The organism is Streptomyces sp. NPDC048473 (assembly GCF_043200155.1).
Taxonomy (GTDB): domain Bacteria; phylum Actinomycetota; class Actinomycetes; order Streptomycetales; family Streptomycetaceae; genus Streptomyces.
The window spans coordinates 1-12,838 of record NZ_JBICXE010000059.1; the positions used below are offsets into that span (position 1 = coordinate 1).

Genomic DNA, 12,838 nt, shown 5'->3' on the forward strand with positions numbered 1-12,838 from the left:
TTGTCGGTGCGTTCGGTGACGCAGGTGTCGTATCCGCCGCACTCGGTGCGGGCCTGCTGGTAGAGCGGATCCGAGTTGGACTTGTCCGCTTTCTTCGTGGACGCGGCGATGGCCTTGGCGTTCTGGGTGCGGAGTTTGCTAGTCCGCTCGGTGACGCAGGTGTCGTACCCGCCGCATTCCCTGCGTGCCTGTTGGTAGAGCGGGTCGGCGTTGGACCTGTCCGCTACGGCCTTCGTGGTGTCGAGCATCTCCTGATGCTTGATCAGCTTGGGCCCGATGTCCCGCGTGGTGCCCTGGGTGAACCCCTTGGACGTGTCGAAGCCGCGACCGAGGGAGTCGAGCGGAGTGTCATCCTCGATCTGGTGGTAGTCATCGATGATGGCCTTGCCCAGCGTGTCGTCCTCGACCGCCTTCTTCAGGAGCTGCTCGTGCTCGCTGCTCACATGGTCCGCGTAGGCCTGTCCGGCCAGATCACCGAGGGTCTCGGACAGCCCGGTGCCCTGCCCGCGGCCCCAACGGGGCATCTTCAGCCCGAACTTCGGCCCGGACTTCGGCGGCTTGACGCTGCTGACAACCGACCCCTTCGGCATCTTGATGCCGCTGGTTACCGGCCCCTTCGACGGTGTCTTCGGGCCGGTCGTCGTCGCGCGTGTGCCACCGATGTCACCCTCATCGTCCGGGCCGCGGAGCCGGTCGCGTTCGGCCTGGGCCCGTGACAGTGCCGTCCGGGTGTCGTGGATCTGCTGCTTCACCAGAGCGCGCCCGTCCTTGGTCCTGGTCTGCCGCGGATCGGCCCTGCGTTCGAGTTTGCGGATCTTTTTCTCGAGCTTGCGGACCTGCTTGTCGAGGCGCTTGACCTGCGTACCGGTGCTCTCCGGCTGCGCCTTCTTCACGTCGCGGAGCTTGCCCGACACGTACTTGTACTGCCTGACCGACTTCCGCAGCTTCTGCTGCGCCTGTTCGAGTTCGGCCGGGGTCTTGGCCGCGGCGACCCGCTTCTCGCCCTGGCGGACCTTCTTTTCGGCCTTGGTGACCTGCTTCGTGAGGCCCTTCACGGTCTGGCGCGACTCACGGTAATAGTTGACGAGGGTCTCTGCGATGTCCGGCCCGTCAGTCTTTGGCGAGAAGGTCGTGCCGCCGTTCGTTGCCCGCTTGAACTGCCACTTGATGATGTGCTGCACGGGCAGCTTCACCTGGTAGTACGGGTCATTGGGGTCCAGCGAGTGGTGGGCCCAGCCGTACAGGTTCCACGACAGCTTGTTCCACCGGCCGGGCTCGTTCGCGGGAGAGCCGGCTGCCGGGTCGGGCGGGGGCGAGGCCGCCGAAACATCGGCTGCCGGGCCGGCCAGAACGAACCCGACCGCCGCTACGAAGGCCACCAGGGCCATCCGTAAGGCCATGGGCCAAGCACCGGGTGCTCTCTGGCTGATGGAGGTTGTGTGTGGCGCGGTGTTCACGAATCTTCTCCTCGAATGGTCTGGTCGTCACGGGGTGCGGATGCGGCCGGAAAACGGCGGTGGGCAGCCGTGTTCGTTCGCACCGCCGGGGACAGCGAGCTGGTACCGGCGGACGCGAGGTGATGCATGCGCAGGGAATTGCCGGGGCGGCGCGGTGCGGTGAGAGAAGCGTTGCGTGGCATCGCTTCGCCGGGCAATGCATGAGGGCGGCCGGGACAGTCCGGATCTGTCCGGCCTGGTCAGGACCAGTCCCGAGGGCGAGGCGCGTCAGGGCCGGGGGATCAGGGGGCGCTTTGTGGCCGGGACGTCGACAGGCCCGGACAGGGCCGGCCGGTCCCGGACTGTCCCGGGGCGCCGGAGACGTCATCCGTTCGGGCGGAGTCCCGTGACTTTGCACGGCAGTTGGCCAGCCGTCCGCCGAGCGGCACAGGCCTGAGTCGAAACGTTGACTGCTATCTGGCCAGAACGTTGTTCGGTAGTTGGCCACTCGGGGCCCTGGACCGCAGGGTTTTCCACAGAAAACCGATGAAGGAGCCCTGACGGCTCGTGTAGGCCGTCAGGGCTTCGTGTCGTTTGCCGCCGGGGTGAGGCTGGCTGGGGCGTGGGGGTCAGGGTTGCGGTCGCAGGACCTTCCAGAAGGCGACGTCGGCGTTGGCTCGGTTGGAGTAGGCGCTGGTGTCCACGTCGTATCGGGCGCCGGTCGCGGTGCTGACGTCGTTGGTGTCCAGGAAACCGCCCCTGTTGTGGTAGGTGCTCCAGAGCTGGACGGTGTCGTTAAAGCGGACGAGGCCGTCCAGGGGCGCGGAGGTGGTGTCGAAGATCTGCCAGCGGCTGCTGTTCTCGTCGCGGTCCTTGCCCCAGGCGGTGGTGACGTCGTAGATGGCGCCGGAGCTCTGCTGGCCAGCGCTGGCTGCGCCGTTGACGTCCAGGTAGCCGCCGTTACCGTCCCAGAGATTGCGCAGGTAGATGATGTCGCCGCTCTTCACCGGTGCGCCGGCGGCCTGGCAGGAACCGGAGACGATCTCCCAGGTACCGGTGCCCGGCGCCCGCGTGGCGGTGGGGGCCGTGGAAACTGCCAACTTGGCCCCTGGCGCGCTTGAAGTGCCGTTGGTGTCGAGGTAGCCCCCGTCGCCCTGATAGAGGTTCTGCAGGTGCAGCCGGTCGCCGTAACGCAACTCGTTCGCCATCACTGGTCCTCTCTTCGGTGGATCCGTGCTGAGCCGGTTCCCGCGCAGGTGTGCAGACGGGCCCGACACTTCCGATGGTGTCGGGCGGCATCGACGCCGCGCCCGAGCGATGCACGCAAAGCACACCTTCAGATGAATTGCTCTGATAGCGCGCGTACTGCACCAACAGTCTTTTCGGGACAAAGGTGCGAGCAGGTGCATTCCCTGGTCGGCCGCGCGCGGATACGGAAGAAGTGGCGGGTAGGGCTCGTCCCACGCCTATCGGCGTATCTGAAACTGGCCAGCCAGAAGTCTGGAACCTGGGTGCCCTATGTGGGATGGCGCGAGTCATAGGCCCCTCGCCAACTGTGGTGCAGCTCTGCGAGCAAGGCGCTATGCGTCAGCAGGCCTGCTGACCGGCAGCGATCTTCGCCAGGGTGGTGTGCTCTCGCAGATAGACCAGTGCCACCATCGCGCGCTGGGACGGGCGGAGCTTGCAGCGCCGATCACCCTCGCGGGTGACGATCAGCATGGTGACCCACTCCACGAGCCCGTGGGGCAGGTCGAGTGCGGCAGGATAGATAACCAACGAGGCCCCCGAGCAGCGTGATTGAGACGTCAGACATCTCGATCAACAGCCCGGGGGCCTCGCCCGTTGCGGCTCACGGCCATCACCCGATCGGTGGCCACCTCGAAGAAGCTCACTGCGAGTACACCAGCGCTGACCGGCCCCACCCATGCCTTGGCCCTGCGCACGACGGCCACCGCCTTCGACGCCCACCGCGGCAAATCCTGGTGAAGAGCACGTGTCCGAAGGCGCCGCATTCCCCACCAAATGGCGATCAGCACCGTTGTCGACTGGGCATGCGGGCGTGATCGCGCACTATGCGGTCACAACGCCCAGGAAGCGCAGCACCGCCAGGACGCGGCGGTGGTCGGCGTCGGCCTTGGACAGGTCGAGCTTGGTGAAGATGCTGTTGATGTGCTTGGCGACCGCGCTCTCGCTCACCACCAGCTCGGCGGCGATGCCGGAGTTGGACCGGCCGCCCGCCATCAGCTCCAGCACCTCCCGCTCGCGCGGCGTCAGCCGGTCGAGTGGATCGCTGTGCCGGCGCACCAGCAGCTGCGCGACGACCTGCGGGTCGAGCGCGGTGCCGCCGGCCGCCACCCGGCGTACCGCCTCTGCGAACTCCTCGACGTCGGCGACGCGTTGCTTGAGCAGATAGCCGACGCCCGAGGTGTTGGCGGCGAGCAGATCGGCCGCGTACCGCTCCTCCACGTACTGCGACAGCAGGAGCACGGCGGTACGCGGGTACTGGCGGCGGATCACCAGCGCGGCGCGCACTCCCTCGTCGGTGAAGCCGGGCGGCATGCGCACGTCGACCACGGCGATGTCGGGCCGGTGCTCCTCGACGGCCGCCAGCAGCCCTTCTGCGTCGGCGACTTGCGCGCACATCTCGAAGCCGGCCGCCTCCAGCACCTTGACCACGCCGATGCGCAGCAAGAGGGAATCCTCGGCGATCACGGCGCGCACGGCAGCTCCACGGTGATGACGGTCGGGCCCCCGGCGGGGCTGCGGCAGGAAAACGTGCCGTCGACGGACGCGACGCGCTTGGCGAGCCCGGCGAGCCCGGTGCCGCCGGCCGCCGCGAGATCCGCGCCGCCCGCTCCGTCGTCCGCGACGACCACCAGCAGTGTCTCCCCGATCCGCTCCACGGTCACGTCCGCCCGGGTCGCCTGGGCGTGTTTGACCACGTTCGTCAGGGCTTCGGAGACCACGAAGTACGCGACGGCCTCGGCCGTGGGTGAGGGGCGCTGCGGCAGGTCCACCGCCACGCGCACCGGGATCGGGAGGCGGGCGGCGACCCCGGACAGCGCGGCGTCGAGGCCGCGGTCCTCAAGGACGGCCGGATGCAGGCCGCGCACCAGGTTGTTCAGCTCGGCGATCGCCTCCTTCGCCTCGCGGTGCGCCTCGTCGATCACCTTGCGGGCGTCCTCCGGCAGGTCGCCGAGGGTGGACCTGGCCAGGCCCAGGTTGACGGCGAGTGAGACGAGGCGCTGCTGTGCGCCGTCGTGCAGGTCGCGCTCGATCCGCCGCCGCTCGGCGTCGGCGGCGTCGAGCACGCCGGCCCGGCTCTCGGCGAGGTCGGCGACCCGGCGGGCGAGCTTCTCCGTGCGGCTGGGGCCGAGCAGGACCTCGGCCGCCCGGGTCTCCAGCCGCACCAGAGCGCCGGTCAGCCGGGGCCCGAGGAACAGCAGGGCGAGGCCGCCGGCGGTGATGTACGCGGCCTGCGTGGTGTACCCGAGGTCGGTGACCCGCCACTGCGGGGGCAGCGCCCAGATCCACACGTAGATGGAGGCGGCCACGAGAGCGGCGGCCCAGACGGCGAGGACGGCGAGGTCCAGGACGGCGAGCAGCGGACCCGCCACGGCGTGGTAGCAGACCTGCCGCCACAAGGCCCGGCCGGTCAGCCGGCGCACCGCCGACTTCCAGTTGCGTCCCGGCCCGGGTACGGCGGGGCGCGGGAGGTCCTTGCCGACGAGCGCCCGGTAGCGCCGCCGCTGCCCGACGGTCAGCAGGGGTGTCACCACGAGCGTGAGCAGCACGGGCAGCGGAGTCACGGCCGGCACCAACGCCGCCATCGTGCCGAGCAGCCAGAGCCACAGTGGCACCACGGCGAGGTGGAGCGGCAGGCCGGCGGCGACGAGCGCGGTCCGGTGTCCCGCCCTGCGGAACGGCCGGCCCAGCACCAGCTGCAGCCACGTCGTGAGTTGCATGCGTCAAACGGTAAGCCGCAGGCCATCCCCGTGCCATGACGCTCCCGCCCGGTTCGGGGGTGCACTTATCTCCACCCCGGGTCGGAACCCTGCGTGACTGACGGCGCCCTGGTGTGCGGCGGAGGGTGGAGCACGTGAAGGGGAGAGCCGGCGGGGAGCGGGGGAAGACGATGCGTCAACAGGCCTTGTGCGATGAGGAAGTGGCCGGTGCCGAGGGCTTCGACCGCGCCGAGGTCATCCCGCTCCACGAAGAGGCGGAGGAGCCGCGCCCGGCGCGGGGCATGCGGCGGGCCGGGTGGCTGCTGGTCGCCTGCGGGCTCGCCCTGCTGCCGTGGCTGTACGTGCTGGCCACCGGCCTGCCGGCCACCGCGACCGCGGCGCACTGGCCGGTCGCCTGGGTCGGGCTCGACGCGCTGGAGGCGCTCGGCCTGATCGCCACCGGCCTCCTCGCCGCCCGCGGCGACCGGCGGCACGCCCTGGCAGCCGCCGCGACCGCGACGCTGCTTGTGGTGGACGCCTGGTTCGACACCACGACCGCGGCCCCGGGCGGCGACTTCGCCACCGCGGTCGCCATGGCGCTCGGCGCCGAGCTGCCGCTCGCCGCGCTGTGCGGCCGGCTGGCGCTGCGGACGCTGAGCCGGCCCGCGTGACGCCGACCGCCCGACTACGTACCACGGACCGAATCGATCCACCGGAGAACACCATGCACCGCATCACCACCGCCCCCGTCGCCCCGATCCCGGCCCGGACCCGCTGGGCGGTCGCCGCCGGCGCGGGCGCCGCGTTGGCCGCCGCCTGGTGGCTGGGCGACACAGCGCCCTATCCGTACGCCCAACGCGGCCTGCTCGACGCGCCGTTGCCGTTCCTGACCGCCGGCAGGATGGACGCCGTACTGCGGCCGCGACCGGGGGAGCGGATGCTGGAGATCGGCCCGGGGACCGGCCTGCAGTCGCTGCACGTCGCCCCGCAGCTCGGGCCGGAGGGACGGCTCGATGTGCTCGACATCCAGCAGGAGATGCTCGACCATGTGATGCGCCGCGCCGAGCGCGACGGCCTGGCGACGATCACGCCCACCCGCTCGGACGCACGTGAACTGCCCTACGCCGACGGGACATTCGACGCCATATACGCCGTGACCGCGCTCGGCGAGATCCCCGAGCCGGATCGGGTACTGCGCGAGGCGGCACGGGTACTGGCACCAGGCGGGCGAGGGTGATCGGCGAGTTCTTCGACCGGCACTGGATCCCCTTCGGCCGGCTGCACCGGCTCGCCGGCGCCGCCGGCCTCCACCTGACCGGGCGCCGCGGCCCAAGCCCGGCATACCTCGCCCGCTTCTGACCCTGCGGAGCCGACGCGCCCGCCGACTACTCGGCCAAGCACCGCCGCCACGGGGTGAACGTGCAGGTGGTCACCGATCCGGACGGCCGGCTGCTGTGGCTCTCACCCGCGCTGCCGGGCCGAGCTCACGACCTGACCGCCGCCCGCACCCACAAGATCATCCGCATCTGCGAGCGGCAGGGCGTCCCCATCCTGGCCGATCTCGCCTACCAGGGCGCCGGCCCCTGGCTGACCACCGGCATCAAGCGCAGGCCCCTGCAGGAACTCACCCCCACCGAAAAGACCCTCAACGAGGCGCTGGCCGCGGCGCGGGCACCGGTCGAACGCGGCGTCGCACGGCTGAAGTCCTGGCGGATCTTCCGCAGATCCCGATGCAGCCCCAACCGCATGACGTCAATCGCCAAAGCCGTCCTCACCCTGGAGCGGCAACGCTGAAGAAGCTCAATGACGACCCGGCCCCGGCGTCACGCGATCCGGTCGCGTGCGGTCTGCGCTCTTGACCCCCGACACCTGCGACTACGAGCAGATCGCCCTCCAGCTCTGACCGGGCACGCCCGCGCCGTGGCCGCCGACGTCCGGCGCCACGCCGCCGCCCTGATGTGCCGTCTCATGAGGTTGGTGCCACGGCGTCGATCACTGGCTCTCCGGCCGGACTTCGGGGGTCGGCCCGCTCGGCGATGAGCCGCCGGTAGTTCGGGCACTGGGTGACGTCCTCGTGCTCGCAGTTCAGGCCGCCCTCGATGAGCTCCAATGAGGCCTGGGCCGCTGCGATTCTCAACCGGAGTTCCTCGGCCGCGGGATGCAGGATCTCGTGCCGGGTGGCGCGGTCGACGGTTGCGGACAGGCTCCTGATGGTGTTAAGGCCAAGGCCGGCCTCCTTCAAGATGAGGATCGTCGCCACGCGGGTGAGGTCGTCCGCACCGTAGCGGCGGCGCCCGCCGGCGTCCCGTCCGGGGTTCAGCAGGCCCATCGCCTCCCAATGTCGCAGCACGTGCGTGGCCAGGCCGAACCGTGCCGCGAGGGCGCCGATGCTCAACGTGCCGGCGCCGCCGTCTTCGCTTGACTTCATGCCGACATTAAGTCGCAGCATGACGTCCATGTCCAAGAATCAGGAAGCGGTGGAAGAGCACCGCGACACTGAAGCCCTGCTGGCCGTCCTCGACGCTGCGGACCAGATGCCGAGCGCCACTCGGCTGCGGGCCCGCTCCTACGAACTGCTGTCTCTCGTCCCGGGCTCGACCGTCGTGGACGTTGGCTGCGGCGCCGGACGAGCCGTCGCTGAGCTGGCCGAACGCGGCATCCACGCGGTGGGCGTGGACCCCAGCCCGTGGATGCTGGCCGCGGCCCGGGAGCGGTGGTCGGAGGCCGAGTTCCGGGAGGCGGGGGCGGAGGATCTGCCGTTCGCCGACGGAAGCGTGCGTGGCTACCGTGCCGACAAGGTCTTCCACGTACTTCAGGAGCCAGGGCGCGCGGTGGCGGAGGCACGACGGATCCTCTGCCCGGGCGGCAGGATCGTCCTGGTCGGTCAGGACTGGGACGCCATCATGATCGACTCGGATAACGCGACGCTCACCCGCACGATCGTGCACGCCCGCGCCGACCTCCTGGGCACGCCCCGCGCCGGCCGTCAGTACCGCAGCCTGCTCCTGGCTGGCGGCTTCGACGATGTCACGGTCGAGGTGCACACCAGCGTGTTCACCGACCTCGCGATGCTGTCGCTGCTTGCGAGGCTCGCCGAGCCGGCCTGCGCCAGCGGCGCCGTCGGCCGTGACCAGGCGGACGAGTGGCTCGCCGAACAGCGCCGACGCGCCGAGACCGGCCGCTTCCTCGTCGCCGTTCCGTTCTTCGTGGCCTCCGCCTCCGCCTAAAGTGCTGTCCGACCGCCTGCATCGGAAGCCGTTCGAGAACTTCGTGGAACCAACGTCTTGAGACACCACACCCAGATGTTGCGGGGCAGAACGTTGTTGACGCCTCCGGCAAGGCAGACGCTTGAAGCCGCGGAGCCAATCCGGCACAGCGCACACGGCGCGGCTGTCCACGCTTGCCTCAGGCTGTGGGGTCCCAGAGTCCGCCGGCTTCGTCGCGGGCGAGGTGCTCGGCGTAGACGCCGACCTTCCAGGCGATGACGGACCGGCACTCCTCCAGCGCCTGGATCTGTGCGTCGACGCGCTGTCGATGGGCGTCGAGCAGTCGCAGGCGTTCTGCCTCGTTGCCTGGACCATGCCGTACCAGTTCGGCGAAGTGCTTGAGGTCGGCGAGCGGCATACCGGACTCGCGGAGCCTGACGCAGATCAGTAGCCAGTCGACATCCAAGGACGTGTAGCGCCGCCTGCCGCCCGACGTGCGCTGGACCGGTCCGACGAGCAGGCCCTCGCGCTCGTAGAAGCGCAGGGCGTGCACGCTCAGTCCGGTCCGCTCGGCCACCTCGCCGATGCTCAGCGACTGCACGGCACCCTCGGTCGTCATACCTCTCACTCCTGGACTTGATCTAGACCTCGCTCTAGATCGTAGCGTCGGCGGAATGACCATTACTGATCAGCAGCCGCTCGGCTCGCCCTTCTCCGCTGCCACCCCCGCCGAGGACATCGTGGCCGACTGCGACCTTTCCGGCATGACCGCTGTGGTGACCGGGGGCTACTCCGGGCTCGGCCTGGAGACCACCCGGGCTCTGGCGGCCGCCGGGGCCCGGGTCATCGTTCCAGCCCGCCGCCCCCACGTCGCTCGTGCCGCTCTCCAGGGAGTGAAGGCCTGCGAGGTCATCCCCATGGACCTGGCCGACTTCGCCAGCGTCCGCTCAGCCGCCGCGCACATCAGCGACTCCGCCGGCCGGCTCGACCTCCTGATGGCCATCGCCGGAGTCATGGCCACCCCGGAGCGGCGCGTCGGGCCCGGCTGGGAAGGCCAGTTCACCGCCAATCACTTCGGGCACTTCACCCTCGCCTGTGAGCTCTACCCGCTCCTGGGCGCCGCAGGCGGCGCGCGCGTCATCGTCAACAGCTCCGCTGGGCACACCCTGACCGGGATCCGTTGGCACGACCCGCACTTCCGTACCGGCTACGACAAGTGGCTTGCCTACGGCCAGTCCAAGACCGCCAACGCCCTGTTCGCCGTGCACCTCGACGCCCTCGGGCACAACGATGGCGTCCGCGCGTTCGCCCTCCACCCAGGCAAGATCATCACCGGTCTCCAGCGCGAGATGGCCCTCCAGGAACAGATCGACCGCGGCTGGGTGGACGAGCACGGCAACGTGATCGACGCCGACTTCAAGACCCCCTCCCAGGGCGCCGCCACCGGCCTGTGGGCCGCCACGTCCCCACTCCTCGACGGCCGCGGCGGGCTCTACCTGGAGGACTGTGACATCGCCCGCGTCTCCACCCCCGACCAACCCATGGACGACGGCGGCGTCCGCACGTACGCCATCGACCCCGACGAGGCCGCACGCCTCTGGGACCTCTCCGTCGCCGCGACCGGCGTCACCCCGATCCCCCGGTGAACCCGCGCCCTGCATACGCTGCGCTGCCCGACGCTGCGGCGGGCAGCGCGGTACGAGCCGCCCTTAGATGAGTCATTCCGAATGCTGACGGTGTGTCCGGTGAGGCTGCTTCAGTTGGCACGCGAGCGAGGAAGTTGGCCTGCTGGGTCTCTGCGCTCCGGGCTTTCGCGCGGCGGATTGCCTCTCACGACATGCCATAGCTGGCGGCCGGTCCGGCGGGCAGACTGTGCACATGCAGCTCCGCGCCGAAGCCGTCGCCGCCACCGTGCTGATCGAGGTCGTAAGGATCTCCGCCCTCCCGATTGAGCAGGGCGTCCCATACCCCGGCAGGGCGGTCGCCCACTGGGCCGGGACAGCGGCCGCCGACGCTCTGACCTTGATCGAGAACCTGCCCGGCAGCGAACAGCACCGCTGCGGCTTCTCGCCGGGCTGGAGCATGCGGGCGTACGAGGACTCTCTTGACCTGGCGCTGTTCGAGGCGGCGTTCTGTGGCTTTGTCAGCGAGTTACGAGAGCGCCTGTAGCTCAGCCGCGAGAGTACCCGCTTCGCATGGAGAGTGGTGTCGCCGAGTTTTGAGAGCACCCAGATGCTTGGTTCGGGACCATGGTTGTGCTCTGCACGACGAGGGGGTCGTGTAGCCCGTGGGCTTCTCTGCGGAGGATCCGGTACAGCACACACTGGCGAAGCGGCCCTTCGGGCACGCTCGGATCCTCGAAGTCGTCGGCCGGGTCCCGGGTCATGCCGATCCGGCGCATCACTGCCTGGGAACGAAGGTTGTTGACGGTCGTCGACGCAACGACCTCCCGCAGCCCGAGGGCCTCGAAGCCGAAGGCTAGGCAGGCCAGGGCGGCCTCGGTGGCGTAACCGTGATCCCACGCCGAACGCACCAACCGCCACCCGATATCCACCCCCGCGAACGGCATGTCCTCGTCCACCTCGTCCAAGCCGGCGCGGCCGATGAACTCACCGGTCTCCCGTGCTTCGAGCGCCCACCACCCAAAACCTCGCTCGTCGAACTCGGCCTGCATGAGCGCCACCGCAGCATCGCTCTGCTCCCGCGTCAGCAGTGCCCCCAGGTGTTCTCGGACTTCGGGATCGGCGTTCATCGCCGCCCACGGTTCGAGGTCGGACTCCCGCCACCGGCGGAGCAGGAGACGGTCGGTACGCAGCTCTGGCATGCCGGCCAGCTAACGCCATCACGATCAGGGTGTCGATCGGTTATGTCGAACCCTATGGTGCTCGCCAATGCCAGCCCCGCGGCACAGATCTTCACGGCCTACACCGCTTGGCGGGACGCGATCCCCGACCGGACTCACCGCTCTCAAGTGCTGCTACTTCTCATCGACATTCCTGGGCCTCTTGACAGCGAACCGATGCCAGGAACCATCGACATTCGCTCTCCGCTCTCACCTACGCAGCCACGCAGAGGTGTGCGCCAAAAGTGCACCCCGTACGCGTGGGGACGGTCCCGGATGCAGGTGCCCGCGATGAGCCTGGGAGAAGTGCACCCCGCATCTCGATCCGCCAACCAACGCGCCCAGTTACCCCGTGGCATCACGCTTGAGCGACGCTGGCCGCAGGCCGCCGCCACAAGGCGGCGGCCCTGTCGCTGAAAGACCAAAGCCAGGGATAACCGGGCCCACGCCATGCCGAGAGATGCAGCAGGAAGCCACGGCTGAGCTCCAGACCATCCCGGCCAGGCTGACCTCGACCTAGGAAACCGTGATTCACCGGTTCGGGTATTCGCCCGCCGGGACCGGCCGGGCTGGGGCAAGGTCGTGGGTGAGTCGGCCGGGCCCATGAACGAGGCGGCGCTGCAGCGCGCCCCCCGGCCAGCCTTTGAGGTGTCACCGGCGTTCTGGCCGGTGAGAGAGGGGCGGAGCATGTGGGAGACCGAGGAGTTCGGTAGCCAGCATGAGGGCCGGCCCGGCGTCCTGTTGGCCGACGGCACCGAGCCGAGCCCGGTGTACTTCGACGCGAGGAGCGGGCCGACGATGCACCAGAGCACTGAATGGTGGGTCTACGACGGCACCCTAGGCGCCCCGCTCGCCACCGAGCTGCGCGGTGCGTGCTCGTGCGGCTGGCGCGGCAGCACCCGCCACCCGCTCGACTGGGAAGCCGTCGGCCGCCAGCGTCCATACCTGGCCGACACCAGCGGACCGGAAGGAGACTGGGACACCCACATCATTGAAGTACAGGCCCGCACCGTGCCCGTGCCCGCGGACCTCACCACCCTCCTCGACCAGGTCGAGGAACGCCTCACCGCCCTGGTCGCCGACGAACCACTGGCCGCACTCCGTGCCGTCGCCGCCCTGGAACGCCTCACCGAACGGGCGGCGACCGACACCGCGTTCAGCATCGACACCGCAGACGGGCCACAGTGGGACACCGTCGCCCAGGCGCTCGGGATCAGCGAACAAGCCGCCCGCTCCCGCCTCACCCGCTACGCACTCCGCCGCTGACCCTGGAGATCAGGTCGGCCTGGGCCTCGATCTCCGGTATGGGACCGCGCAACTTGCCCAAAGAATCCCCAGGCGTGGCCGGTTCGATTTCGGAACAATGCGGTCATGCCTCAGACCGGACCCGAGTACCAGCGGCTCACACAA

The 12,838-nt window shown here is 69.7% G+C and carries 13 protein-coding genes and 3 pseudogenes; 8 read left to right on the top strand and 8 right to left on the bottom strand.

Annotation, left to right across the window (positions count from 1 at the left end; translation table 11 throughout):
• The 5 genes and pseudogenes from ACGFU7_RS42280 to ACGFU7_RS42300 all read right to left on the bottom strand — a co-directional run.
• Window positions 1-1,400: hypothetical protein (locus tag ACGFU7_RS42280; RefSeq protein WP_393703539.1), on the bottom strand; the 1,400-nt coding region annotated here is incomplete at its 3' end.
• A 665-nt stretch (window positions 1,401-2,065) separates the two neighbouring features.
• Window positions 2,066-2,644, bottom strand: a complete 579-nt coding sequence (locus ACGFU7_RS42285) for a hypothetical protein (RefSeq protein WP_393703540.1) — start codon at window positions 2,642-2,644, stop codon at window positions 2,066-2,068.
• Window positions 2,645-3,038: 394 nt separating this feature from the next.
• Window positions 3,039-3,212, bottom strand: a pseudogene (locus ACGFU7_RS42290) (IS5/IS1182 family transposase); the annotation flags it as partial.
• A 294-nt stretch (window positions 3,213-3,506) separates the two neighbouring features.
• The gene (locus ACGFU7_RS42295) at window positions 3,507-4,157 is read right to left on the bottom strand and encodes a response regulator (protein ID WP_393703542.1); all 651 of its coding nucleotides are present in this window, start codon (window positions 4,155-4,157) and stop codon (window positions 3,507-3,509) included.
• Window positions 4,145-5,401 (bottom strand): histidine kinase, encoded by a 1,257-nt coding sequence (locus ACGFU7_RS42300; RefSeq protein WP_393703543.1) that lies wholly within the window; start codon window positions 5,399-5,401, stop codon window positions 4,145-4,147. Before ACGFU7_RS42300 ends, ACGFU7_RS42295 begins: the two co-directional genes overlap by 13 nt.
• Window positions 5,402-5,571: 170 nt before the next feature.
• On the opposite strand from ACGFU7_RS42300, the gene ACGFU7_RS42305 reads away from it, so the two are divergent.
• From ACGFU7_RS42305 to ACGFU7_RS42320, 4 genes and pseudogenes are all read left to right on the top strand, one after another.
• Window positions 5,572-6,051: a hypothetical protein gene (locus tag ACGFU7_RS42305; protein ID WP_393703544.1), complete on the top strand. Its 480-nt coding sequence runs from the start codon at window positions 5,572-5,574 to the stop codon at window positions 6,049-6,051.
• A 53-nt stretch (window positions 6,052-6,104) separates the two neighbouring features.
• Window positions 6,105-6,617, top strand: a complete 513-nt coding sequence (locus tag ACGFU7_RS42310; RefSeq protein WP_393703546.1) for a class I SAM-dependent methyltransferase — start codon at window positions 6,105-6,107, stop codon at window positions 6,615-6,617.
• The gene (locus ACGFU7_RS42315) at window positions 6,614-6,739 is read left to right on the top strand and encodes a hypothetical protein (RefSeq protein WP_393703548.1); all 126 of its coding nucleotides are present in this window, start codon (window positions 6,614-6,616) and stop codon (window positions 6,737-6,739) included. Before ACGFU7_RS42310 ends, ACGFU7_RS42315 begins: the two co-directional genes overlap by 4 nt.
• Window positions 6,740-6,751: 12 nt before the next feature.
• Window positions 6,752-7,174 (top strand): annotated as a pseudogene (locus ACGFU7_RS42320) (transposase family protein); the annotation flags it as partial.
• A gap of 172 nt (window positions 7,175-7,346) precedes the next feature.
• Here the strand turns inward: ACGFU7_RS42320 and ACGFU7_RS42325 are convergent.
• Window positions 7,347-7,829 carry a MerR family transcriptional regulator gene (locus ACGFU7_RS42325; RefSeq protein ID WP_393703580.1) on the bottom strand — a complete coding sequence of 161 codons (483 nt, stop codon included), beginning with the start codon at window positions 7,827-7,829 and terminating at the stop codon, window positions 7,347-7,349.
• A gap of 7 nt (window positions 7,830-7,836) precedes the next feature.
• Between ACGFU7_RS42325 and ACGFU7_RS42330 the strand changes: the two genes are divergently transcribed.
• Entirely contained in the window at window positions 7,837-8,607 is a 771-nt protein-coding gene (locus ACGFU7_RS42330) for a methyltransferase domain-containing protein (RefSeq protein ID WP_393703550.1), read from the top strand.
• A gap of 178 nt (window positions 8,608-8,785) precedes the next feature.
• Here the strand turns inward: ACGFU7_RS42330 and ACGFU7_RS42335 are convergent, their stop codons facing one another.
• Window positions 8,786-9,205, bottom strand: a complete 420-nt coding sequence (locus ACGFU7_RS42335) for a MerR family transcriptional regulator (RefSeq protein WP_393703551.1) — start codon at window positions 9,203-9,205, stop codon at window positions 8,786-8,788.
• A 55-nt stretch (window positions 9,206-9,260) separates the two neighbouring features.
• Here ACGFU7_RS42335 and ACGFU7_RS42340 point away from each other — a divergent pair, with 55 nt between their 5' ends.
• Entirely contained in the window at window positions 9,261-10,232 is a 972-nt protein-coding gene (locus tag ACGFU7_RS42340) for an SDR family NAD(P)-dependent oxidoreductase (RefSeq protein ID WP_393703552.1), read from the top strand.
• Window positions 10,233-10,464: 232 nt separating this feature from the next.
• Window positions 10,465-10,755, top strand: coding sequence for a hypothetical protein (locus ACGFU7_RS42345; RefSeq protein ID WP_393703554.1), 291 nt, complete (start codon window positions 10,465-10,467; stop codon window positions 10,753-10,755).
• A gap of 130 nt (window positions 10,756-10,885) precedes the next feature.
• Here ACGFU7_RS42345 and ACGFU7_RS42350 read toward each other — a convergent pair.
• Window positions 10,886-11,410: pseudogene (locus ACGFU7_RS42350) on the bottom strand (GNAT family N-acetyltransferase); the annotation flags it as partial.
• 705 nt (window positions 11,411-12,115) lie between these two features.
• Here ACGFU7_RS42350 and ACGFU7_RS42355 point away from each other — a divergent pair.
• Window positions 12,116-12,694 carry a hypothetical protein gene (locus ACGFU7_RS42355; protein ID WP_393703555.1) on the top strand — a complete coding sequence of 193 codons (579 nt, stop codon included), beginning with the start codon at window positions 12,116-12,118 and terminating at the stop codon, window positions 12,692-12,694.
• Window positions 12,695-12,838 lie beyond the last annotated feature (144 nt).